We start from the raw sequence: 23,531 nt of genomic DNA, 5'->3' as shown, positions 1-23,531 counted from the left end.
CGGCGCGCGCTTGCGACGTCGATTGCGGCTGCAGCCGCATCCCTGGCGATGTCCTTGGCGCCCACTCCAGCAAACGCCCTGACCACGCCGGGCCTGATCGTGCACACCGCCACGGCGGCCATGTCGTGCCTGAGCTACCAGGTCGAAGGCGTGTGTTTTTTCCTGCGCTGCAAGATCGCGGTCTGCTGGATCGAGACCAGCATGAAGATCAGCCACTACGTGCCCGACGTGGTGATCAGCACTTACAACGAGCCGCTGCGCCATCCCTGGACTGACCTGGGCACGCTCGTGGCCACCTCAGTCACTGCCGCCGGCTCCACCATCCTGGGCCGCGCGCTGGACTCGTCAGCTGGAGGCCTGGACACGCCTTCGGCAATGACCAACTACAAGAGCGCCGACGCCATCGGCAACCCGGCCGCGCAACTGGCCATGATGGTGTCGGGTGCGCCGGTCACATTGCCGAAGTCCCTGCCTATCCCAGGCATCAGCGAGCTCGCCAAGTTTCCTTCGCAGGAACTGCCGAACATCGGGCGCCAGTGGACGCAGGTGCCCCAGGAGATCGTCAACACTGTTGCCTCCGACGCCAAGAAGATGCTCGAAGTACCTGGCCAGCTGCTGGCCGGTCTGCAGAGCATCATGAAGACCATCGACGGCGTGCGCCAGGTCATCGAGATCGCAGAGACAGCGCAGCAGATCTCCGAGGCCGTGGGCACATTCCAGCAGATCGGCAGCATGGTCTCGGGGATGACGGGCGGCTCCATGCTGTTCTGCCCAGGGGGCTCATCCCCTTTCTACCTGCACATGCAGACCGAGCTCGATGCGCCTTTCTGGCGTGGCGTCTTGCCCGTCGAAATGCTGTACCCGCAGTCCTGGGTTCCTGGTCTGGGCGAAGTCGGCAATGGCTACACGCAAACCTGGGGCGCGACCTATCCGCGCACCGGCGAAATCATCCAGTCGCACCCCGTGAAGGCCTCGGCAGTGCTGGCTGAGCGTGTCGCATCGATCATCTACAAGTCGGCCCAGCCGCACGTCTACACCAAGGTCGAGCCGGGCAGCGGCTTCGTCTACTTCGGCAGCCATCCGCACCGCTGGCAAATGCTGCATCCCAACCCAGCATCCTCCTGCATCCAATTCGGCGCGAACGATTCGCTGTCGCTGACCACCTTCGGCGACGGCCAGACCGACCCGGCCGACGGCTACTCCTGGAATCTCTGGAAGCACTACGTGTGCTGCCAGCGGCGCGGCATCTACCTCTACTCCATTCCCTGAAGGAACTTCGATGACTGCATCATCTCGCCGGCAGCACAAGGCGCTGCAGGCCATCTCGTGTGTCGCCGTGGCCTGCGCGCTCACCGCCCTCAGCGTGCCAGCGCAAGCACAGCCCGTTTCGTCCTCCAGCCTGTACTACCGCATGGGCGGCGGCTCGCCCAGCGGCATGGCGCCCAACCGGGGCTCCCTGTCCACCCAGCTCAGCGCTGGCGTGCGGGCCAACTATTCCTGCGGCAAGTTCGACATCGGCATGTCCTGGTCCACGCTGATGAACAGCATCCAGAACCTCGGTGCCACGGTCGCCGGGGCTGTGCAGGCCGGCATCGCCGCCCTGCCCTTGTACTTCCTGCAGCGCGCCCAACCGGGCCTGTATCAGCTCTTTCAGAACTTCAGCCAGAAGGCGGATCTGCTTGTCGCCTCCTCGCTCAAGAGCTGCGAAGAGATGGAGTCGATGATCAAGTCCGGCAAGGACCCCTACGAGGATTACATCGCGTTGGCCAAGGGGGACGCCTGGAAGATCAAGGCCTCGCTGTCCGGCGACGTGGTGCAGGCCAAGGTGGACATCAATAAGAACGAGGAAGCGCAGAAAAAGGGCCTTGACTGGGTGTTTGGCGCCCGGGCCGGTGGCATCGGCACAGCACCGATCCAGCCCATCCGTGACCTGGCCGTGGCCGGCTACAACGTGACGATCAACAAGTCGGCCAGCACCATCGCCACGGCCAACTATGGCAGTTCCTCGCTGTCCTCAACGCGCCTGGTCCAGGCCTTCAAGGCCCCCGAGGATCTCGCCAAGTGGAGCACCGAGGTGCTGGGCGACCAGAAGATCTATCTCTGCACACAGGACGCCAGCTGCCCGAACCCCACAGCGACCGTCACCGCCACAGGCCTGGCGCCGAAGTACGAGCAGGAGCTTGAAGGCGTGCTGCCCACGATGCGGACCCTCTCCACGGCAGAAACTGCCAGCCAGGCAGACCTGGCGAAGGTCAGCGCACCGGGCATGGCCGTGAGCCCGCAACTCATGGATGCCGTGCGCAAGCTGCCTACGGATATGCGCTCGGTGGCCGTGAATCGCCTGTCCCAGGAAATAGCCATGCACAAGGTCATCGACAAGGCGCTGATCGCGCGCAACGCGCTGATCTCGGGCATGAGCCTGCCCCAGGCCACGGCTGCAAAGCAGGTGAACAACGAAGTGCAGCAGCGCATCGACCGGCTGACGCAGTACATCGACGACATGATGTTTGAGTTCCGCATCCGCAAGGAAATGACCGGCGACACAGCGCTGGCGATCATGCAAAACCAGCTGGCAGCTGGCGCGGCTGCAGCAGGCGCCGCCGGCGGCGGTCGTGCAGATCGGGCACCCCTGGTCGATGGCCATGTGGGAGCTCAGCGATGAACGAGGAATTTCGCAGCGACATTGACGTGCATGAACCGCCCGCCCCGAGCGCTCACCATTCGCCTTGGTGGCTGCGCGGCTGGGTTCCCTGGTTCCTTTGCGCGATAGGCCTGCTGGCCATCGCAACGCTGGTGTCCAGCGTGCTGATCCGCCTGGCTCCCACCCAGGTGCTGGAGCTCATGGCCTGGTTTCGCAACGCGTCCCGCCTGGGCGCCCTTGCGCAGGTCCTCCTGTGCGTGTGCATCATCGCTCGCTGGCGTCGCCTGGTGGCCTACGGCCGGCGCCGTGGCTTCGTCAGCAAGGCAGAGCACCGCGAGATCCTCCTGATGCGCTGGCGCGCGGCCGGCTTCCTGGCCCTCTATCTCATCGCCCTCCCCATTGGGCCTGGCAACCTTGGCCGGGCCGTGCTCGGCTGGTTCAACTGATCTCGGAGCGAATCATGCAGCTCGACAGCTATCTGGAGCTCTTCACGACCATGTACGGCTGGGCGTTCGCCAACTTGATCGGCGAGATCATCGTCGGCACCGGCCTGGTAGCCCTGCCCTTCGCGCTGATCGTCTTCCGCACCTGGCATGAAGCCAAGGACCGCGGGCAAGGCTTTGAAGGCGTGAGGTCTCTGCTGGAGTCCGTCCAGACCCGGATCATCACGGCCCTGTTCGTGATGTCCATGTGCTTTGCAACGACACCCATCACGTCGCTGCACAACGTCAACATGACCTATGTGCCCGCTCGTAGCTTCGATGGGTCGGAACCACAGCCAGTCTCGCTAAAGGGCGGCACCAGGTCGGGTTACGACACGGCCATGGCGGATGCCGTCAATGGCTCATTCAGCAAAGCTGGAAACCTGTCGTATGTGCCGCTGTGGTGGTACTCCACGATGGCCATCACCTCCGGCGTCAATGGTGCCTTCCGCGCCGGCCTGAGCAACGCAGGCCGCGACCTCCGCATGATCGAGGACATGGCCAGGATGGCGACCATCGAAGATCCAGGCCTGCTCTATGACCTGCAGCGCTTCTACTCGGAGTGCTTCATCCCCGCACGCAGCCAGTACCTGGCCATGGACAAGAGCAAGATCTCCCCGACCGGCAAAGCCCTGCTCGCCGAGGGCAGCGGCTATGGGCCAACCGATGTGGACTGGGTCGGCAGCCAGTTCTTCCGCACCGAGGCAGGCTTCTATCCGAACATGCGCTCCTACAACCCGGTGCCAGGCTGGGCGATCGATTTCTCGCGTGACGTGGAGTACATCCAGACGCCGGCACCTGAAGGCTCTCCAGAGCATGGCTACGTCAACCCAGATTGGGGGCGACCAACATGCACGCAATGGTGGGAGTCCGCGTCGACCGGCCTGCGCGATCGCCTGATCAACAACACCAGCACCTGGAAAAACCTGACCCAAAAGGTTCAGAACACGCTGACCTTCGCCAATGCGGACGAAGCAAAGGACAGCGTTGCGCGGCTGGGGTTTGAGAAGGCCAATCCCATATTCGTATCACCAGATCGGATCATTGGTGACGACTACGGTACTGCCACGAATATCGGCAGGTCCATCGTCGGGGCGGCGAGCACATTCGGTGTTGCAAACAAAGCTCTGGACGCGTCACTAATGATGATTCCTTTGCTCAATGCGCTACCGATGGTTCAGGCCTTGGTATTGATGGCACTCTACACGTTCTTGCCAACGATCGTGTTCCTCAGTGGATACGACTTGAAAATGATGATTTACGGAGCGATGGCCATCTTCACTGTGAAATTCTGGGCTGTGATGTGGTTTATTGCACGCTGGATAGATGCTCGGCTCATAGAGGCCATGTATCCTGGATTCTCTGGCTCTGCCATCATGCAAGAAATTACCCAAGTATTTAGTTCCGGGCAACCGCAGTTGTACAAACGGATGATTCTAAATATACTTTTAATGCTTCTTTTTCTAGGGTTGCCAGCAATTTGGACAATTATGATGGGGTGGCTTGGTTACAGGTTGGGCACAGATGGCGGCCTCCTAGGCGGAGCAACAAATATGGCTAGTGGTGCAGCAAGTTCAACTAAATCAGGCTCTTCTAAAATTTCTGCAAGGAGAAAATGAAGCTTTCAATCTTCATTGAAATAAACCATCTCGAAAGCGTCTATTTTTCCTTCATTGTATGCTTGCAAAGCAGTAGCTTCGTCAACAACCCCGTGGTCAAAGCGAGGATGGGCTGAAATGCCATCCTCACCAGCTGAGCCATCATCACTATTGATCATCGAAAAAAACGCATTGGCGATTCCGGAGAATACAGCGCCTGCAAGAATGAAGACAATTTTTCCTATGAGCTTCAGAGAGGCGATAAAAAATCGAAGAAAAAAACCAAACATGAGCGTCCTTAGAGTGTAGATCTGGATCACAGACATCGACGGTGCAGCACAAGGCCCAAACCCGACGCCTCATAAGGAGCGTTCCCCATGCGCTAGGTTGATCTGTCCTAGCCATCAAGCCACCGCTGATGTAAAGATCAATGGTTGACAGATCGTAACGCTTGCACGCGAACGTGTAAAGTTCTGTGCATCCTTCTTGTCCGCCGCTTTTGCGGCTCCCACACTTAACTATGCCGTCTACTCGTATGCTCCCTGCGGCTATCGCCGTCCTTATTTCTCTAACAGCGCCCGCAGGAGCGCAAGAAAAAAGTTCGTTGATCTGGACTCCCATGCGAACCGTGGTACTCAATAGTACAAATTTTCCATCTACTGGAACTGCTGAGGAGCAGCAGATTCTTAAGCAGCTTTGGTTCGAAGACCTTTCTCGGGTGCGTCGGAATGAGAGAGGTCTTTACCCTGTCTTTCTACTGATTGGTGATGTCCGCAAGGGGCCTAGACGCATCATTTTTAGCATGTTCTCCAGTGCGGGGTCAGAGCGTTGCGATCCGCCTGCCAACGGCGCGAGTTCCCACGATATCTACAGCGTATGCAATATGCGTGTTACGCCATGGCCTCAGAGCAACGGAAAACAAACTGATCTGCCTAATTATTGCGCCATTTTTGGCGAAAAACCCGAAATCGGCAGAATTGAATACTCGTTTGATCCGACGTTACAAACGATTAATTTCCGTACCGTACAGTACGGAAAGATCGTTCAAGAATGCAATAAAACATTAAAGCTTGGTTGAATAATCAAGCGCGCACCAAAGGGATTTCAGAAATTTCAGTTGTATATCTTGGAGTGCGGCGCTCTTGACGCATCTCCCAAGTTTTAGCTGGCTTCTGTTGCCCCGTGCTTGCGACGTGCACCGTACCCTTTCCAAATCTGCTATTAATCCTATCTACTGCACTCATCAATCTGCCTTGATCTCGGCCAGGTGCCTCCTCAAGTTGTAGTTCTGCCTGTACTGCATCGCTCCCAGTAATATCGAGCAAGATCACGCCAGCTTTGATTAGGTCAAAGCCTGGCTCAAAAATTGCACGCGCACCCGAAATGGCTGCTGAGACAATTTGCCGCGTGTCGGCTGTAGGTCGTAGTGGAATGACCGTAGAACGATTGAAGCGCGGCCCAGGCCGGTGCGGCGAAGTGTGCGCGAAAACCTGAAGCTGGCTGGCCAGACCATCCTGCAGTCGCAACTTCTCAGCTGCGCGGGTTGCATACTCACTCACAGCCTCAAGCAAAGGCTGCAACTCGCTCACCGGCCGGCCGAAAGATCGTGTGCAAGCGATCGTCTGTTTGGGCGCCGGCGCCAGGTCCAGTTCAATGCAGGCTTGACCTCGCAACTCGCGCACTGTGCGTTCCAACGTGACGCTCCAGCGTCGACGGATCATGGCCAAGTCAAGCTGCGCAAGATCCCAGGCCGAGAGCACGCCGACATCGGCCAGGTCAGCAGCAATGCGTCTGCCCACCCCCCACACGTCGGCTGCAGCGGTCGCACGCAACAACTGCTGTCGGCGTTCCGGAGACTGTTCTGCAAGGTTGCAGATCCTGGCCAGGTCGCCGGGATAGCTGCCCGGCTTGCGCTCCGCAGCCTTAGCGATTTGGTTTGCCAGTTTCGCCAGCGTTTTTGTATGGCCGATGCCCACACAGCATGGGATGCCCACCCACTGCAGGATGCGCTCCCGCACGGCTGCGGCCCGAAGGCTCAAGTCGCGTATCCCCTCCAGCCCACCGATGAAGGACTCGTCGATCGAGTAGATCTCCTGCGTGGGACCTAAGCCTGCAGCGATGCTCATCATCCGGTCGCTCATGTCTCCATAAAGCGCGAAGTTCGCGGAGAGCGCAACGAGCCCATGGGTGTGCTGGAGATGTCGGAACTCGAACCATGGCTGGCCCATGCTTACCCCGATGGCACGGGCTTCATTTGACCTGGCGATCGCGCATCCGTCATTGTTCGAGAGCACCACCACCGGCAGGCCCACCAGCGAGGGGCGGAACACCCTCTCGCACGAGACATAAAAATTGTTGCCGTCGATGAGCGCGAACATTGGACAACCTGCAGGTTATGCCCGAAAGCGCTTGATGCATGCGGTGACCACGCCCCAAATCACCAAGGTCTGACCGTCCCTGGGCACGATGTCTGGGTAAGTCGCATTCGCCGACTGCAGGCGGATGTTGCCCCCGGCACAGTGGAGCCGTTTGACCGTGAAATCATTGTCCACCACCCCAACAACGATGTGTCGATGCTGAGGTTTGATCGCTCGATCTACAAGGATCAGATCTCCGTCATCGATCCCGTCTTCGCACATTGATCTACCGGCAACACGCAGTAGAAAGGTCGCTTGTGGATGCGTGATGAGCGTGCTTGTGAGGTCAATTCGCTTGCCACCGAAGTCGGCGGCCGGCGACGGAAACCCCGCTCGGATGCAAGCATCGCCGGCGATAACGTAGCAGGCAGCCTCACTGAGCTGGACGGGCCGCTCTGGGGGGAGCAAGTGAGCGTTGGTCATGGGTTATACCGATACTGTAGTTATGTACAGTATACGCCGCAATGCCGAGATTCAACCCTTCTCCCCCATGGCAGCAACGACTGGAAGGCTGGGTAAAGCCTTGTTTGTATTGCACAATACAAATCATGATTGTCGCCAGTCCTGCCTCACCCATCGTTCTGCCAGCAACTGCACTGCCTCTGCGTGTCACGCCCACTCGTGCGGCCTACTCCGAGCTTCAGCAGGCCTACGAGCACTTCAACGAGCACCTGTTCGCAGACACCCTGCCCTATTGCCTGATCACGCTACAGCGGGAAAAGCGTACCTGCGGCTACTTCTCTGCGGCGCGCTTTGCGTCGCTGGATGGCAGCACCACGGACGAGATTGCGCTCAACCCCGCGTACTTCGCGGCCGTGCCGATCATCGAGACGCTGCAGACTTTAGTGCACGAGATGGCCCACTTGTGGCAGCACCACTTCGGCAAGCCAGGCCGGGCGCGCTACCACAATGAGGAGTGGGCAGCAAAGATGGAGGCGATCGGCTTGATGCCGTCATCCACAGGCCGGCCTGGAGGGAAGCGCACGGGCGACATGATGGCCGACTACGCCATCGTCGGCGGTCCGTTTCTTGCGGCCTGCGAGCAGCTGCTGACAGCGCGCTTTCAGCTCAGCTGGTATGACCGTTTTCCGGCCATTGAGCATGTGGTCACGGGCCAGTGGAGCATGGCCACCCAGATCCAGGGCATGGCCGGCACCACGCCTCCCATGGCCACCGTGCCGGCCCTGGCCGAGGCCGTGCGCCCCGTGGGCCAGTCCGTGGCCGCGCCCGATGGAGGCTCCGAGACCGTGCAGCCGCTGAACAAGTCCAATCGCGTCAAGTACAGCTGCACGGGCTGCGTGGACCGTATCAGTGTTTGGGGCAAAGCTGGTCTCAAGCTCGTCTGCGGCGATTGCCAGTCTGAGTTCGTCAGCCATTAGCCTTGTTGACGTGGATTGCCCCAGCGTAGAAATGGCTTGTATGCGGCACCACGAGGGTGGTGCCGATGGTGGAGCTCGTGGTCGTCAAGGCCATGCCTGGACACGTAGATCGCTGTGGTCTCCAGCTGCGCATGGCCCAGCAGCAGCTTGATGGTGTCGAGGGGTGCTCTGCCTTGGTAAAGATGCGTTGCAAATGCATGCCTGAAGCTGTGGGGCGATAGGTCCAGACCACACATTGACGAGTACCTGCGCACCATTCGCCATAGCTGGAGATAGCGGTAGTCGGGATAGTGCCCGCTGGACACGAAGAGACGCCTTGTCGAACGAGCAGCGTAGCCCCCAGCTCGAAGAATGTCTGAGCGGATTCGTTTGTACTGTGCAATCCAATCTAGCGCAGGCTCGCCCAGCACGACCAACCGCTCCTTCATCCCCTTTCCCATGATCTGCAGGCAGCGGCCCTGGACATACATGTCTTGGGGCAACCCCAGTAGCTCTGCCGCGCGAAGGCCTGCTCCATAAAGGAGCTCAAGGATTGCACGGTCGCGCACCCCCTCGGGCGTCTTCACATCGGGTCGGTCAAGAACGTTTTGGATCTGTGCGACGCTCGGCACTTCCGCTCGCGGCCGCGACAACACGCGTACCGGTAGCAAATAGGGGTCGACATCCATATGCACGATGAGCTCCGAGCGAGCCCATCCGTACAACCTGCGCAGGCACCATTGCTTTTTGCGGAAAGTGGCGGCTGATACAGAGGCTTTTGCGACTTGTAAATAGGACTGAATGTCCGAGGCCGGGAGGGTATCCCATGCGCGCCCTGTTTCTTGGATCGCCCACTTGTTGAACGCGCAGATCTCAACCTGCAGTGTTCTTCTCGTGGAATCAGCCCAGCCCTCTGCCAGGAATAGATCAGTCAGAAAATCTTCAAAACGGGAATCCCAGCCCTCGTGCAATCGGGAGGGCTCGCCCTGGTGCATCCAGGGGTCTTTTCTATCCATGCTGTCCTCAAGTGGCGGGCCAGCAGGGATGGCGGTGAGACCCGTACCAGCTGGCGAGACGCACACCTCGACGCGCCAAATTCTAGGTCAAATAAATATCCAAAAGTCAAGCGTAAAACGTGCGGTATGTATCGAACGTTTTACGCTGGAGTGTCTAGGGAGGGCTGCATACAGTGCGCCCATGCCTACCCACCCCCCTCATTTTTCGTGCGCACGCCTGGTACGCATGGCCTTGCCCGCTGCTGTTGCAGCGGCCTTCCTCACTGTCTGCACAACGTCTTTTGCTGAGGGTGTCTCAGACAAAGTCGCCGCTCAGTTGAAGGCAGCGATTTCCGCGAACACCGGCAACTCTGTCCGGGTAGACGAGATCGGTACCACGCCGCTGAAAGGCATCTTCGAGGTCATTTCGGAGGGGGAAGTATTTTACGTGGATGAAACAGGTCGTTACAGTTTTGTGGGCGGATCGATGATGGACCTGAAGCAGCGCGTGGACCTCACCGCACGGCTCCAAGACAAGCGAATGGCAATACCGTTCGATCAGCTGCCGCTCAAACACGCGATCAAGGAAGTCCATGGCAACGGCAGCCGCGTGATGGCTGTGTTTGAAGATCCAAACTGCCCCATCTGCAGGGTGTTCACGAAGTTCGTAGACCAGATCGATGACGTGACGGTCTACAGGTTCATGCTTCCGGTTATCAGCCCCCAGAGCCAGAACTTGGCGCGCATGGCGTGGTGCTCTCCAGACCGGGCCGGAGTGTGGCAGGCGATGATGAACGGCGCCCGGCCCAAACTGTCTGAGGCATGCAACGTCGACGGCCTGGTCGAAATCCTCCGCACTGGCGAGCGCTACCAGATCAACAACACCCCCACCGTGGTCTTGGCAAACGGGAAGCGGCTTGTGGGAGCCACCCCTCCCGAGCAATTCCTGGAAGAGCTAGAAAAAGGCGGGCGAGTTGGGGGGCGCAAATGAGGCTGTTGAGATTTGTTGCGGACTGGCGCAAACGCTCACCGCTCACGCTCGCCCTCGTCCCGGTAGTCGCGCTTGCGGCCATCGTCAGTGCGGCTGACATCGTCACAGCGATACAGAACTCACCGAATGCGAGTCCATGGCTCAAGCAGAACGCCCAGGCTGTCGCCAATCTTGCGATCAACGTCGAAAGCCGCGGAGATACCAGCGCATACAACGGCAGCTGCTGCTATGGCGTGCTGCAGATGAACAGGGCGAATATCCGTGAATACGCTGGTGTGACACCAGAGGAATATCGCCAACAGAGTCTCCAGCAGCAGATCGACTCGTGGTCGGCTTTGACAACAGACGCTATGAAATCCGGCGTGGTTCGCGATCTACTGGCCTTGGGTACTTTCGATGGTCGACCTGTGGATGGGAACCTGGTGCTGGCATGTGTTCAGCTGGGAATTGGCAACTGCCAACGGATGATCAATTCCGGTCGCTGCTCTGGATTCGCCGACAGCAACGGGACGACGATCTGTGGCATGGCGGATCGAATGGTCGGCGGCACAGGAACTTCGCCCGGTGGGAATGGTGGGACCGGTGGGGGAACCAATCCTGGCACGGGTGGAGGCAGCGGTGGTTGGAAGCCCATTCCCGAAGTGCCCGTTGCGCAAAGCCTCGAAGAAGGGTTTCGGCAGGCCTCGGGCCAGAGCATGGGCAACGTGCGCAAAACCATCCTTACCATCGGCATCGGCGCCACTGCGGTGATTGTGGGCTCAGCCTTGCTGGCCGTATGGCGCCGCTATGCGAAGGGTGGATTGGCGGTCGACCAGTTTTCACGCCATGCTTTGCAGGCCGGGCTCCTCCTTGCATTCATCGCGATTGCGATGACCGTCGCATGAGCAGGCTCCGAATAAGCAATCTGGCAGCGGCCCTTGGGCTCACCGCCCTCGTGTGCTTCGGGGCGCACGCCAGCACGCTCGACTGCCTGCGAGGCCACAAGACCAACGCGCATTGCCGGCAGATGCTCCAGAACTACTGGCAGCACGAACGAGCTATCACCGCCGTAGCGCTGCACTACGGTCTGGAGCCCGCTCTGCTCAAGGCACTGGTCGCCGTCGAGAGCCAATACAACGCCCAGGCACGTTCCCCGGCCAATGCCCGGGGCCTGGCACAGGTACTGCCTGACACCGCGCGAGGTGTTGGGCTGCAGGACGCCGAGAGCAACCTCTACAGCCCCGTACTGGGCCTTGCCGCCGGCGCCGCATATCTGAGAAAGATGTGGTTCGAGTTCAGGGACTGGCACCTGGCCCTGGCCGCATACAACGCCGGCCCGGGCGCCGTGCGCAAGCACAAGGGCATCCCGCCCTACCGCGAAACACAGCAGTACGTGCCCAAGGTGCTCGCGTTGTACCGCGAGTTCGCCCTTGCAGAAGCAGCAATGCGCTGAGCGCTGGAGAAGCCATGTTCCGAGGCAGCACACGTCCACTCACCAAGAGCGAAGTCCAGCGTATGGGGTTCGCCAACAACGCGCGTCAGCGCAAACGACAGCACCGCCGAGCAGCGAAGAGGCTGCTCAAAAGCGGTGGCTTTTTCAACGGCAACAGCATGCGCGGCACCACCTTCCACGCCGTGGCCATGTGGCATTTGGCCCAGGCCCGCGTGCTTGCGCAGCGTTGAGGCAAACAGGAATGAAGATGAAAAAACACATGCTCGGTGCATGCGCCACGGCCGTGGCCATGTCCGTCTCTTGGCCTGTGCTGGCCAACGGCCCAGCTGGCGGCAACGACTCGCGCGAAGCGCTGCTGCAGGCCCAGGTGGCTATTTCATGGCGCGCCCGGGTGTCCGAGTTCGGCCAGCTGATCGCCCAGCGCATAGGTGTGCCCTATCTCGAAATCTGTCCCACCGATCCGCAGCAGCTGGTGCATGTCGAACAGGGCGACACAGCGAGCATCGGCGATGCCCTGCGCTCTGTGAACCTGCAGCTGCAGCCTGGCCAGGTACTGGAGCTGGCCAGCACCGCTGCAGGCCTGCGGCTTGAGCTCGCCAGGACGAGCCCTCTGAGCCCGACCTCGTCGCCATGGGCCGCCGCCGGCGCAGCTGCGCCGTCAAGCACCGCCGGTTGCGATCAGGCCAGTGCCCAGGAACTGGCCGCGCGCCAGAGCCGTGCTGTCGCCTCGGTCCAGATCACTTCCTCTGCAGCAGGCGCGCAGGTGGCCACGCAACGCTACGTGCTGCGCGAAGGTCAGCCAGTGCACGAGCAGCTGCAGGGCTGGGCCCAGGCCGCTGGCTGGAAGCTCATCTGGTATCCGCGCGTGTCGTGGCAAGTCATTTCGAGCTCGGCCTTCAGCCACGAACTCGATGTCGCTGCGGCCGTCGAGGCCGTGGTCACGATCCTCCGGGCCGAGGGCAAGCAGGTCCTGCTGACGGTGGCGGCCGCCAACCAGGTCATGGAAGTCACGTCCACGGACATCACCGCAGAAAGCAAAGACGGCAATGAAGAATAAGCACCTCCCCCAGCGCCTGACATGTCTCGCCACGGCGATCAGCGTGCTGCTTCTGCAGGGCTGCACGACGATTCAGGAAGCCGAGAAGAACACTAAAGCGGCCAACGAGCAGGCGCGCCGGCTGTTGACCGAACGCACCCAGATAGCCGCGCCTGCAGGCGTCACTCGCTTGGCAGTGCCACGCATCGCCGGCAAGGAGATCCGGCTGCACAAGAGCCAGGCCCTACCGGCAATTTTCGAGAGCGAAATCGCCTACGCCACCCATGGCTCGCAAAAGCTCAGCGAAGTTCTGGAGGAGCTCGGGACGCGCATCGGCATCCCGATCGCAGCAACTGAAATCGTGGGCGCGCCAGGTGCTGACCTCGGCCAGCAAGGACAGGCCCAGGTTGCCGGCACCCGGGGCATCAATGGCTTCACGCAGGTCGAGCACAACGGATCGGTGAAAGCCTTGCTCAACGACCTGGCCCAGCGGAACCAGGCATCGTGGCGCTACGCCGGCTCGCGCAACGTGATCGAATTTTTCCGGTTCGAGACCCGCACTTACGACATGAACATTCCGGGCGGCGCCAAGGCGCTGGCGGCATCGATCAGCCTGTCTGCCACCGGCTCGGGTTCCAGCGGAGGGGGCAGCGCAGCAAGTGGTGGGTCGGGCGGTGCTGGAGGCAGTAGCGGCAGCGGCACGGTGTCAGTCACTCAGAACCAGCTCATCGACCCCTGGACATCGATCATGAGCTCGGTCCAGGCCATCCTCGGTATCCAGGCAGGAACCTCATCTCAGTCGCGCGGCGCGAATAGCAGTGCAGGTGGTTCGGGGGCCGGCGTCTCAGCCGGTGGAATTGGCGGGTCTGCAGGGGCAGGAGCCGGTTCATCGAACTCCAGGCTCGCGGTGGCTGGCCAAGACGGATTCGCTTCGGCTACACCGGAGCTCGGGATCGTGACGGTCACGGCCAGGCCGCACAGCCTGCAGCGCATCAGCACCTTGCTCAACTCGATCAACGCGCGCTACGCGCGCAACGTGATGATCGACCTGACCGTCTACAACGTCACGCTGGCCAAGGAGCAAGCCGCAGGCCTGTCGATGGACCTGGTCTACAAGCAGCTCAATGGCAATGGAGTGAGCCTTGGAGGCACGAGCCCGATCCAGCCGTCCAGCGGGCAGCCCGGGCGATTCACGGTCAGCTTCGCCGACGCAAATTCTCGGCTCAACGGCACCAAGATCATCGCCGAGGCGCTCAACACGGTCGGCAGCGTGGCCCTCTTCAAGAAGGGCCAATTCCTGGCCATCAACGGCCAGCCCTCGCCCTTCCAGGTGGTCCAGGACCGCGTCTACACGGCCACCCGCACGACCACGCAGACCGCCAACGTCGGTGCCCAGACGACCGAGCAGAAAACCACACTCACCACCGGCCTGACGGCCAACGTGGTGCCGCTGATCCTGGGCGACAACCGCATCCTGCTGCAGTACCAGTTTGAGCTTTCCTCCGTCACGAGCATGAACCCTGAAGTGGTCAATGGCGTGACCTCGTACTCGCCAGAAGTAGCGCGGCAGAGCATGCAGCAGCAGGCCTTCGTCAAGGACGGCGATGCCCTGGTGCTGTTTGGATTCGATTCCGGCAGCGAGGAAGTCAACGACCAGCTGTCGATCGCGGGCGCGAGCAAGCGCGGCCGCGGCGATCGAACGATGTCGGTGATCGTGATGCAGGTGTATGGAGGTCAGAAAAATGGCTGAGCAACGCAATGCCCCCAAGGGCAAGTTCATCGTCGCAGGCCTGCTGGCCGCTGCACTTGCCGTCCTTGCAGGCGCAGGCCTGGCACAGGAGAAGACCCCAGCCGACCTGGCTGCCGAGAACGAGGTGCAGCTGCAGCTGCTGCAGCAGCAGCGGCAGATCCGCGACATGCTGGGCACGGACCCGATCGTGGGCAGCCTCCCGACGGTCGTGTCGGTGATCATTCTCGATGGAAAGAAGACTGCCCGCCTGGCCCTGGCCAACGGAGCCGTGTTGACCTTCGCCGAAGGCGACGAGATCGCGGAGCGCATGACGCTGGCCAGCGTCGCACCGCGCAAGGTCCAGGTCCGGATTGAGCCCCTGCCCAACGCCAAGAGCAAGAAGCCAGTACCCATGACGCTGGCTTTCAAGGCCAGCAGTTCGCAGACCGGATCGTCGGCTCCTGGAATGTCCTGGCCAAGCCAAGGAGCCGCCGCCGGCATGCCGGCGGCGCCGCTGGCCATGCCTGCAGGGCTGGTCCAAGCGCAGCCCACCCTGCCCTCGCCCAGCTCGGCCATCTGGAATGGCCCAACTCCCAATCAAATGCCTACGCAAGCCGGCCAGCCGCCTGCGCAAAGCAATCAGTGAGGCGTCACAGATGCTAAAGCGCGCGTTCAAGAAGGCCAGGACTGAGCCGACTCTCTCCGAAAGTGAAATCGCAGCGGATTCAGTTCTGTCCTCCGGCTTTGATCAGAGCTCAACTCAAATATGGAAAATCGATGGCTATAAATTGGCTCTCGGTTTGACTTGGACAGAGGCAGATAATCTTAAGACAGCAAAACGGTTTGTCGGAAAAAATAATGCCTATCTGACTTTGAGCGTCAGTGGTCAGCTGAACGTGGCCAAGGGCTCGCCACAGACGGCAGGTTGCTTCGCCGGTGGAGCACTTGTCGCCAAGCTCCTGAACAATGCACTTGTCTTTCAGAAAATTGCAGAAGGAACCTTCTGGATATGTCTGATCAAGGATGGCCTTCCTCAGCCAACATTCGATCGAATTGTCTACGATACGGAAGAGGCAAAACAGGCATTTTCGACCGCAGCAGAATACATTCCACACGATGGCGTGATAGTCGGAGACACGATTAATGCCAGATATACCATTCATAAAATCATAGAGGCAGCTAAAGAACTCAAATCCGATGAGTTACAAGAATGTCGTCTGCGTAAAAATGGTCTTGATATAAGAAAGATTTTCGCTGCGACCCTCCTTCTGACGGCCGCTGCCGCAGGCTCGTATTTCATAGCGACCCAGCGAGAGAACCTGCGAAATGAAGAGCGTCGTTTGGCCGCACTGAAAGCATTGCTACAGAGCCAGCAAGAAAAGCGAGCCGAGGAGCAACGAATAGCCAATCTGATTCATCAATACCAAGAAAAAATTGCATCAGAGCAACGAAACTTCGGACTGCAAGGAGTCGCACTTTCGCAATGGCATGAGTGCGAGAAGATTCGCAAGTCGCTGCCATATACATCGATGGGCTATAAGCCAGCGATTCTGAAATGTGATTTTCAAGGGAAGAAAGCAACCGTTGAATGGTCACCCGCAAACTCCCATACACGCATTGCGGACCGCACAAAGCTGCCAGGCATCCTCGATCCAATGAACGCTGAAGGCCCTATCGTCTCCTATTTTCCACTTGCAACAAATTCGATAATCGGAGTTACCGCTGAGAAGGTAGATCCACGAGTCGTCAAGATGACGATACTGGATTGGGCAGCCCGTAATCTCAAGGCTCTCAAATTCTCGCAGGAAGAAGAAGTCACGCTACGACCTCCCGCAGAAATCAAAGGCATGGCAGGCGTTAGCGAGTACAGATTAGGAAAAAAAATCCAACTTCAGCTAAACACCGCCAGCAGCAGTGAGCTCTTGAGCATGCCTTGGGCAGTAGAAATACTAAATAAATATCCCATTAATGTCGAGCGCGTGATTTGGAATAATCCGGCAGCGGTGGGCGCACAAGTTAGCGCCTCCACAACGCTCTATATCCTGGAATAGGTCAAAAAATGGAACTCGGTATCACATTGAGAATGCCCGGGCGTCGGGGCGATAAACATCAAGATCAGCATGCAAAAGCCAAGGAAGCACTCCAGCTCAAGCAGAGGGATCTCAATGAAAAGCGTGCAGTGCTGGAGAGATACGCTGTCTCTGATGTACCAGCAGTTCCGGAAGGTGAGTACATCTATCTTCAAAAGCTCACACACCCGCTGGGTGAACAACATCTGGAACACTTCGCGGCGATACAGAGCAATATGCTGTTCGAGCAGAAGATAGCCGGCTTCGCGCTCAATCAGCCGCTCGCAGATTCCAAGAGCTCTAAAAGCCATCGTACCTATTTGCTGATGACTCCTGACATGTATCTGCAAAGCAGAGGCATGTTGGATGTTGCTCAGCGTCTGAAAGCAGACAACCATCTAAACATCTATCCATTGATCTCCACTTGGGAAATAATTCGGGCGGTCCACCACAACAACGCGCGCGAGATCAGCAGCTCGGATTCCGAACAAACGTCTACCCAGACGCGTGTGCGGCAATTGCTATTGGATGCTGCAAAATCTGGCGCATCAGATATCCATATCGAGGCACGAGAGAACAAAGCTGAGGTCTTGCTCCGTATTGACGGCCGACGTTACAAGATGGGAGACATCTCTCTGGCAACCGCTGAAGACTATGGTTCGGTACTCTTCAACTTTGAATCAACGGACATTGCCCGAAAAGGCTCCTGGACCAAACGGGAAATCAAGGACACGAATTTTGACGTGTGGGATGACCCCACGAAAAAGAACAAGCGTCTATTGACAGTGCGGTTCCACTCAACAGCCATTCATCCGGATAAATTCCAGTTAGTTTTGCGTCTGCTCAGGCCTGCCCACGTCGAAGGTGGTTTCAAGAAACTCAGCGACGTCGGATACTCCGACGCTCAGCGGGAACAAGTTGAGAAAATGCTCATCGGGGGCTCTGGCCTGGTCGTATTTGTCGGGCCAACCAACTCCGGAAAATCATCGTCTCTGCAAAGCTGCATACAGCAGCTCTACGAAAACCGTGGTCCAAATATCAAGGTATGCACGATTGAGTCTCCGGTGGAATATGAGATTCCCAACGCATGCCAGATGCCCGCCACAAAAGATACTTTCAACGTACTTTTGGAAGCCACGTTACGGCAGGACCCCGATGTGGTCATGGTCGGAGAAATCCGCGAAAGCCAAGCCGCAAAGACCGTAAAGGATCTGGTTCTTGCAGGGCACAAGATTCTGTCATCAATCCATGGCTATTCGGCGATGGCTGCGTTCTCTCGTCTTGAGCAACTGGGGGTAGATATTGACCTGATGACCATGCCTGGATTCATTTCCGGTTTTGTCTATCAAAGGCTATTACCTATTGTGTGCCCCGAATGTTCATTGCCACTTGATCTTGCTCGTGCGACCGGCATGATCAATGAGGGTCTTTTTAATCGCTTGACCTCTGTAAGTGACGATAAACACAATATTCGCTTCATCAACGAAGGCAGATATTTTCTCAACGCAGAGAACAAGTTAGATACAGGGTGCAAATGCGAAACATGCAATGGCACAGGTATCCTCGGAAGAACACCCATTGCAGAAATAATCATTCCCGATGAGAAGCTCTTAGGCTTCATCAAGAAAAAGGATGAAGCAGGAGCGCGTGATTACTGGCTCACCACGCTGGGTGAAAAAGTGGAGTATGGCCTCGGAGTCTCTGCACTTTCGCACGCGATTCAAAAAATGCGGCAGGGCCTCGTAGATCCGCGCGATGTGGAGCACAGTATTGGGATGCTCAGAAGGGATGGATTCTGATGAAGAAGATCAAAAGAATTCTGTTCCAAATCCGCCTCACCACGGATATCAGGGCCAAGCTATACGGCGCGCTCGCTTCCATGACAGGGCCTGCCGGTGGAATACCCCTCGGCGCAGCGCTCTCAGAGATGGAAGCAGAGTACCGCAAGCAAAAACATTTTCTCCATCCGTTGCTTCAAGAAGTGATGCGCAGGATGAAGGGCGGCGGAAGCAAAAGAGTCTCGCTTGAAGGCAGGGAGGCTCAAACCCTGAAGCTCGGAGACGTATTATTGGGATTAGTCCCGAATAATGAGGCCATGATTATTCGCAGTGGTGAAGAACAGGGAAATATCTCCTTGGGTTTGCTTCAAGCTGCGAAGTATGCGCGCAGTCAGTCCGAGATCATCAAAATCATACGGTCTGGTGTCTCGCGCGTTCTTTGGTATGCACTCATGATGTCCGTCATATATTACTACTTCTCTCTGGAGATTATCCCGCAAATGGAGCAAGCGGCTCCAAGGCACCGATGGACGCAAGCAGCCCAAAGTTTTGGATTTGTGGCAGATCACATCATTGCTTTCATTATTGGTTTCTTTCTATTTATTGCTTTCATTTATTGGGCGTTTAACTATCTCAAGAAAAATTTGACCGGGCCGGTGCGCAATTTCTTGGATAGAAACATCTGGCCGTTTACCACAGTCAGGTTGCTGAATTCATCTGCAACCTTGGGAAGCCTGAGCGGATTTCTCAGAACTGGTGTTCCGTTTAGAACAGCCGTGAACTCGATCTCCGAGGGCGCAGACAGATACATGGTAAGCAAGCTCGATCATATCAAGCGACTTACGCAACAAGGAAAACCCCCTCACGTTTCATTAACCTCATGCAATTTATTTCCGGAGGAGAACGCATGGATTATTAGTCTTTATGGAAGAACTAGCGATTTCGGGCAATCCCTGGATCACATCGCTAACGAGTTCTCTGAACTCTCGATTGAAAAAGCCAAAACAACCGCCATGGTGGCGGACATATTGGGAACACTTGCTATTGCAGGATCAATCTTATGGATCGCCGTGACCATGTACGGCATCGTCGGCACTCTTAAATAGATTTCACAGGCAACATATATGATCATTCACAACACCACTTCCAAGCCGCAAGCCTTTCAAGCAAAACTCCAGCGCGGTATGTCCATGATTGAAATGGCGGCCTGGACACTGCTGGCAGGCATCGTGGCCGCCATCGTGCTGAGTTCCCTGGGCGTCCTCAAAGGAGGCATCAATGCAGGAAATCTCGGCGAGAAGGCCCTGTATCTGGCCATGGACATCCAGAAGCACTGGAATCGTGCGAACGACTACACGAGTGTCACGGCCGCAGAAGTGGACAAGATTGGCATCGTCAAAAACCCCATCAAGTTCGACGCTGGCCAGCTGTATGACGGCTATGGCAACCAGATGGCCCTGAATGGCTCGCGCATCACGTTCGCAATGACGCTGGGCGGTACCGCAGCCCCCATGGACAAGGACGACTGTGCGAACCTGGTGGCCCGGCTGGAGCCAGTGGCCATGGCCATCCGCGTGGGGGCATCTGCAGCGGCCAACGCCGGCGTCATCTCGGGCGGCAACCTCTACAAGAACGGAGCCACCTTGGATCAAACGGGCCTGACCACGGGCTGCGCTGAAGCAGGCACCAAGATCGCCATCCAGGTCCGCTGAGCACTACGACAGAGAAGCACGATGCAAATGAGGACGACACCCCCCCGAGCCCTGCTCCACCTGGTCGCCCAGGCCTGCGCCGTCGCCGCCCTGGGCCTCAATACCAGTTATGCCTTGGCCGATGCTGTTTTTGTGACTCCGGGCTCTCTGTCGGGCTACACCTACTATCCTCCGGCCAAAGCAGGCGGTGGAAGCGGCTCCGGCAATGCCAGCGGCCGCGTGGAGACACTGCAGAAATGCTACGTGGCCATCAAATCGCCGGATGTGAGCTTCACGCTGCAGGCCGCGGAGTTCTACGGGCTGGAGAACATCCGGCTCTACTACAAAGCGGCTGGCGGCAATGGCGGCACAGGGACGAACGGAGGCGGTGGCGGTTCCACCGCCATCATTCTGAATGGCAGCACGGCGGCCATCGCCCCAGGGGGCAACGGTGGCCAGGAAGCTCCGGTGACGAAGGGAGACTTCCAGGTGGCGCCCGGTGACAGCGTGCGCATCGTCACTGGGGGCGGTGGCGGCTCGGGCTGGCCAGGAGTTTCAGGTGGCGGTGGTGGTGCTGGCTGGCGCGGCGGTGGAGCGGGCTCCAGCTATGCCCCAGGCCAAGGCGGCAGCGCGACACCAGGAGCTGGTGGCGGCGGGGCAAATCCTGGCACTTCCGGCAGCGGACACAACGGGGGAGTGAGCACATATCCAGATGGCAACAGCGCACCTATTGGAGATACCACGCGCAGCCCGGCTTTTTGGCAACGGCCCATTCATCAATGGGCAGAAAGCACGCCGGAATCAATGCGCCCTGCGAAGTGGTGGATGTATCTGGATGCACGGATTCCAGCAACACCTACACGCTCGGGCTCCAATGGATTGTCATTTCCTTTGGATATGAATGCGGAGGCCAGTGACAGCATGGTTCCTGGCTTTGGAGGTGCTTGGGGACGTGCTGGATCTCCTGCCCCACGCACCACTTGGGGCGGCAGCTGGGGCTATGAAGAAAGGCTCAATGGAACGCCCGTTCAAGCGTCAAACGACCAGCTGACAGTACCCAAATGCGGTGGCTACAACTGCTCTTTCACAACGAACTACTACCAACTATCGCATGTGGGAATTTATGCTGACCCCACAGATTTTCAGCTGACTCGAAAGCCGACTCTCAGATCGTATGAGTTCGGGAGTGACTACGAAGAAAAATCCAATTTGCCTGGACAAGTCGTTTTTATGTATAGCGCCGTAGAGTGCAGTCTCCTGAAATAAAATGAACATCGACGCCGTTACCGCAACAGACCTGAGCAGCCTCATTGGAAGCATTTCCGACCTGGGGGTATGCCTCACTGCACCTGAGAAAAGTATACAGTTTCCAGGTCCTCTACAGCTCAACCCCCTGCTGCGAGACTATGCCATCAGCCTTGCCAAAAGCTTTACAGAGCTGAAGCTCGAAGACGGAACCATTTCATTCCAAGGCAATAATTGGCGTGGTCACTTGGACTCAAGTGTTGTGGACGGGACTTGGATTCGCTTCCGGAAAATGCAATCTAGTGCGCCCACACTGGAGAGCTTGCCCACCAAGCTCTCTGAAGCGTCACAGCGATTCCTTCTTGACCAAAGACATTCATCAGGGGGGCTCATACTCATCAGCGGTCCAACAGGCAGTGGTAAAAGCACTACCGCTGCCGCCACTGTCGTATCCAGACTGATTGAATTCAGTGGATATGCTCACACAGTTGAAGAGCCCGTAGAACACCCGCTCAATGGCTGGCATGGACAAGGATATTGCACTCAAACCCAAGTGAAAGAGAACGGAAGTGGCTGCTGGGAAAAGGCACTTCAGGGAGTTCTGCGATCGCAAGCCGTTGGGACTCCATCCATGCTATTTATAGGAGAGATTCGTGAAGATGGAGCAGCAAGAGAGGCCCTGCGCGCAGCAGGAAACGGGTTCCTCGTCATAACGACCAGCTTTGCCTCTGATGTAGCTACAGCCGTCCAAAGCTTTAGCGACAGAATTGAGAAGGGGCAAATAGAGATGTTCTCTCAGTTGCTACGCGGCTTGCTGTTTCAGCGCCTTGAAAACAAACTTCTCCAAGTTCAGCTCTTAGAGAAAACATTGGTCGTACAGCAGCGTATTTCCCAGGGAAACTACTCAGGAATAAATGAAGAGGCGCAACGACAGGCGAATGCGCGACTGTATGCGTCTACACCTCCAACGATTGCAGCAGTTTCAGGCGGTAGAACAGTCACTGGCTCCATCGGTGGTTTTCGTTTACCTTGACTGCGAGTGATGAATGTGGATCTTCGTATACATTGCGTTCTTTTTGGCTGCAATACTCAGCTATGCGTCCTCGCAGGGAGATTCAGGTGCCTCAGAAATAAAGATAAGCGCTAGTGAAGAAATAAAGCAGTACAAAGCATTCATGACCGCTGCTGATCATTATTTTTCTGATAGTGACAGAATCGCTCTGAAGAGACTTTACTGGCGAGACATCAAGGTGAGTGCCCCTTCTGGAATGAACATGGCTGATATGCGCTCTTCCTGGTATGTGATCAAAGGCGAAGACGGTGCGTGGTCTGCTTGTACTGACATCAGCGAGGAAACCATGGCAAACATTGCTCAACTTTTTCCCGACGCAGAATCAGGACCGAAGATTCAAAAAAGAGAGAATTACTATGCCGTCGGAGATCAAGAAATCGCAGAGTCCGCCACTTTACTGTGCAGTATGTAGGAAAGAAAAAATGAAAAACCAACACAGAGGTGTAGCGCTGATCGAGATAGCTGTTGGATTGACGCTGCTTTCAATCATTCTGCTGGCAAGTTTTAGCCTATTATCAAAGGGCAACGAAGTAAGTAAGGCAAAGTCCATATCGAGCCACTGGACGCAATTCGCAATAGCTGCTGATGCACATTTCAACTCCAACAGAACGGCTTACATAGCAGCCATGACGGACGGAACAGATGCGGACAAGCTATGCAAGGTCAATGTGAACAGTGTGACCGGAGAAGGTGGAACCATCACATATGACCCGACTTTGCACAGATGCGCTGTGGATAGCAGCATGCTGAAATTCCATGCTGCTTTGCCAGCGACCACTAGTGATCTGAATCCATACAGGGAGCGTTGGGTTGCCATCTTCAAACTTGTATACGACCGTGAAGATCCACCAAAGCCCACTGGAGGAGTAGAAAGCTTCATCGTCTCGGCAACAGTAGATGGATCGGCTCCTATCGTTCTGGCTGATCCCAAGCTGTATGACAGCGCCTTAACAGCATCAGGATACACGCAAGGAAATGGTGGAGTCGTCCCAGATGC

General features: G+C 57.5%; 25 protein-coding genes. 21 read left to right on the top strand and 4 right to left on the bottom strand.

Annotated elements, in window-relative coordinates; genetic code table 11:
• The first annotated feature begins 48 nt into the window (after nt 1-48).
• Genes ACF8ME_RS12260 through ACF8ME_RS12245 form a run of 4 tightly spaced genes read left to right on the top strand, consistent with a single transcriptional unit; the run spans nt 49 to nt 4,742 of the window.
• A complete protein-coding gene (locus ACF8ME_RS12260; protein WP_392416657.1) occupies nt 49-1,269 on the top strand; it encodes a TraU family protein in 1,221 nt (406 codons plus the stop codon).
• A gap of 10 nt (nt 1,270-1,279) precedes the next feature.
• Nucleotides 1,280-2,662 carry an integrating conjugative element protein gene (locus tag ACF8ME_RS12255; protein WP_392416656.1) on the top strand — a complete coding sequence of 461 codons (1,383 nt, stop codon included), beginning with the start codon at nt 1,280-1,282 and terminating at the stop codon, nt 2,660-2,662.
• A complete protein-coding gene (locus ACF8ME_RS12250) occupies nt 2,659-3,087 on the top strand; it encodes a hypothetical protein (protein WP_392416654.1) in 429 nt (142 codons plus the stop codon). Before ACF8ME_RS12255 ends, ACF8ME_RS12250 begins: the two co-directional genes overlap by 4 nt.
• A gap of 14 nt (nt 3,088-3,101) precedes the next feature.
• On the top strand, nt 3,102-4,742 hold the full coding sequence (locus ACF8ME_RS12245) for a conjugal transfer protein TraG N-terminal domain-containing protein (RefSeq protein ID WP_392416653.1): 1,641 nt from the start codon (nt 3,102-3,104) through the stop codon (nt 4,740-4,742).
• A gap of 5 nt (nt 4,743-4,747) precedes the next feature.
• On the opposite strand, the gene ACF8ME_RS12240 is transcribed toward ACF8ME_RS12245, so the two are convergent.
• A complete protein-coding gene (locus ACF8ME_RS12240) occupies nt 4,748-5,011 on the bottom strand; it encodes a hypothetical protein (RefSeq protein ID WP_392416652.1) in 264 nt (87 codons plus the stop codon).
• 329 nt (nt 5,012-5,340) lie between these two features.
• Between ACF8ME_RS12240 and ACF8ME_RS12235 the strand changes: the two genes are divergently transcribed.
• Nucleotides 5,341-5,799, top strand: a complete 459-nt coding sequence (locus tag ACF8ME_RS12235; protein ID WP_392416651.1) for a hypothetical protein — start codon at nt 5,341-5,343, stop codon at nt 5,797-5,799.
• Between the two features lie 4 nt (nt 5,800-5,803).
• On the opposite strand, the gene ACF8ME_RS12230 is transcribed toward ACF8ME_RS12235, so the two are convergent.
• Nucleotides 5,804-7,099, bottom strand: a complete 1,296-nt coding sequence (locus ACF8ME_RS12230; RefSeq protein WP_392416650.1) for a Y-family DNA polymerase — start codon at nt 7,097-7,099, stop codon at nt 5,804-5,806.
• Nucleotides 7,100-7,114: 15 nt separating this feature from the next.
• Nucleotides 7,115-7,561, bottom strand: a complete 447-nt coding sequence (locus ACF8ME_RS12225; protein ID WP_392416648.1) for a LexA family protein — start codon at nt 7,559-7,561, stop codon at nt 7,115-7,117.
• A 125-nt stretch (nt 7,562-7,686) separates the two neighbouring features.
• Between ACF8ME_RS12225 and ACF8ME_RS12220 the strand changes: the two genes are divergently transcribed.
• Entirely contained in the window at nt 7,687-8,517 is an 831-nt protein-coding gene (locus tag ACF8ME_RS12220) for a SprT-like domain-containing protein (protein ID WP_392416647.1), read from the top strand.
• On the opposite strand, the gene ACF8ME_RS12215 is transcribed toward ACF8ME_RS12220, so the two are convergent.
• Nucleotides 8,514-9,512, bottom strand: a complete 999-nt coding sequence (locus tag ACF8ME_RS12215; protein ID WP_392416645.1) for a tyrosine-type recombinase/integrase — start codon at nt 9,510-9,512, stop codon at nt 8,514-8,516. The two genes, ACF8ME_RS12220 and ACF8ME_RS12215, sit on opposite strands and share 4 nt — an antisense overlap.
• A gap of 226 nt (nt 9,513-9,738) precedes the next feature.
• On the opposite strand from ACF8ME_RS12215, the gene ACF8ME_RS12210 reads away from it, so the two are divergent.
• The 15 genes from ACF8ME_RS12210 to ACF8ME_RS12140 form a co-directional block, all read left to right on the top strand.
• Nucleotides 9,739-10,482: a DsbC family protein gene (locus ACF8ME_RS12210; protein ID WP_392416644.1), complete on the top strand. Its 744-nt coding sequence runs from the start codon at nt 9,739-9,741 to the stop codon at nt 10,480-10,482.
• Nucleotides 10,479-11,366, top strand: coding sequence for a hypothetical protein (locus ACF8ME_RS12205; RefSeq protein WP_392416642.1), 888 nt, complete (start codon nt 10,479-10,481; stop codon nt 11,364-11,366). Before ACF8ME_RS12210 ends, ACF8ME_RS12205 begins: the two co-directional genes overlap by 4 nt.
• Nucleotides 11,367-11,488: 122 nt before the next feature.
• Entirely contained in the window at nt 11,489-11,914 is a 426-nt protein-coding gene (locus ACF8ME_RS12200; protein ID WP_392416640.1) for a lytic transglycosylase domain-containing protein, read from the top strand.
• Between the two features lie 14 nt (nt 11,915-11,928).
• Entirely contained in the window at nt 11,929-12,144 is a 216-nt protein-coding gene (locus ACF8ME_RS12195) for a hypothetical protein (RefSeq protein ID WP_155294253.1), read from the top strand.
• Between the two features lie 11 nt (nt 12,145-12,155).
• Nucleotides 12,156-12,971, top strand: a complete 816-nt coding sequence (locus tag ACF8ME_RS12190) for a TcpQ domain-containing protein (protein WP_392416637.1) — start codon at nt 12,156-12,158, stop codon at nt 12,969-12,971.
• On the top strand, nt 12,961-14,700 hold the full coding sequence (locus tag ACF8ME_RS12185; protein ID WP_392416636.1) for a secretin N-terminal domain-containing protein: 1,740 nt from the start codon (nt 12,961-12,963) through the stop codon (nt 14,698-14,700). Before ACF8ME_RS12190 ends, ACF8ME_RS12185 begins: the two co-directional genes overlap by 11 nt.
• Nucleotides 14,693-15,325: a hypothetical protein gene (locus ACF8ME_RS12180; RefSeq protein WP_392416634.1), complete on the top strand. Its 633-nt coding sequence runs from the start codon at nt 14,693-14,695 to the stop codon at nt 15,323-15,325. Before ACF8ME_RS12185 ends, ACF8ME_RS12180 begins: the two co-directional genes overlap by 8 nt.
• Complete coding sequence (locus tag ACF8ME_RS12175) at nt 15,261-16,730, top strand: hypothetical protein (protein WP_392416632.1); 1,470 nt, start codon at nt 15,261-15,263, stop codon at nt 16,728-16,730. Before ACF8ME_RS12180 ends, ACF8ME_RS12175 begins: the two co-directional genes overlap by 65 nt.
• An 8-nt stretch (nt 16,731-16,738) precedes the next feature.
• A complete protein-coding gene (locus ACF8ME_RS12170) occupies nt 16,739-18,547 on the top strand; it encodes a GspE/PulE family protein (protein ID WP_392416630.1) in 1,809 nt (602 codons plus the stop codon).
• Entirely contained in the window at nt 18,547-19,632 is a 1,086-nt protein-coding gene (locus tag ACF8ME_RS12165) for a type II secretion system F family protein (protein ID WP_392416629.1), read from the top strand. Before ACF8ME_RS12170 ends, ACF8ME_RS12165 begins: the two co-directional genes overlap by 1 nt.
• A gap of 78 nt (nt 19,633-19,710) precedes the next feature.
• Entirely contained in the window at nt 19,711-20,238 is a 528-nt protein-coding gene (locus ACF8ME_RS12160; protein ID WP_338500755.1) for a hypothetical protein, read from the top strand.
• A 27-nt stretch (nt 20,239-20,265) separates the two neighbouring features.
• The gene (locus ACF8ME_RS12155; protein ID WP_392416627.1) at nt 20,266-21,483 is read left to right on the top strand and encodes a hypothetical protein; all 1,218 of its coding nucleotides are present in this window, start codon (nt 20,266-20,268) and stop codon (nt 21,481-21,483) included.
• A gap of 1 nt (nt 21,484) precedes the next feature.
• On the top strand, nt 21,485-22,495 hold the full coding sequence (locus ACF8ME_RS12150) for an ATPase, T2SS/T4P/T4SS family (RefSeq protein ID WP_289241083.1): 1,011 nt from the start codon (nt 21,485-21,487) through the stop codon (nt 22,493-22,495).
• A gap of 13 nt (nt 22,496-22,508) precedes the next feature.
• Entirely contained in the window at nt 22,509-22,946 is a 438-nt protein-coding gene (locus ACF8ME_RS12145) for a hypothetical protein (RefSeq protein ID WP_392416625.1), read from the top strand.
• A gap of 10 nt (nt 22,947-22,956) precedes the next feature.
• Nucleotides 22,957-23,531 (top strand): hypothetical protein (locus tag ACF8ME_RS12140; protein ID WP_392416623.1); only part of this gene is annotated, 575 nt, incomplete at its 3' end.

The organism is Delftia sp. WSY_7 (genome assembly GCF_043104845.1).
Taxonomy (GTDB): Bacteria; Pseudomonadota; Gammaproteobacteria; order Burkholderiales; family Burkholderiaceae_C; genus Comamonas; species Comamonas tsuruhatensis.
This window is presented reverse-complemented; position numbering and strand designations above follow the sequence as displayed.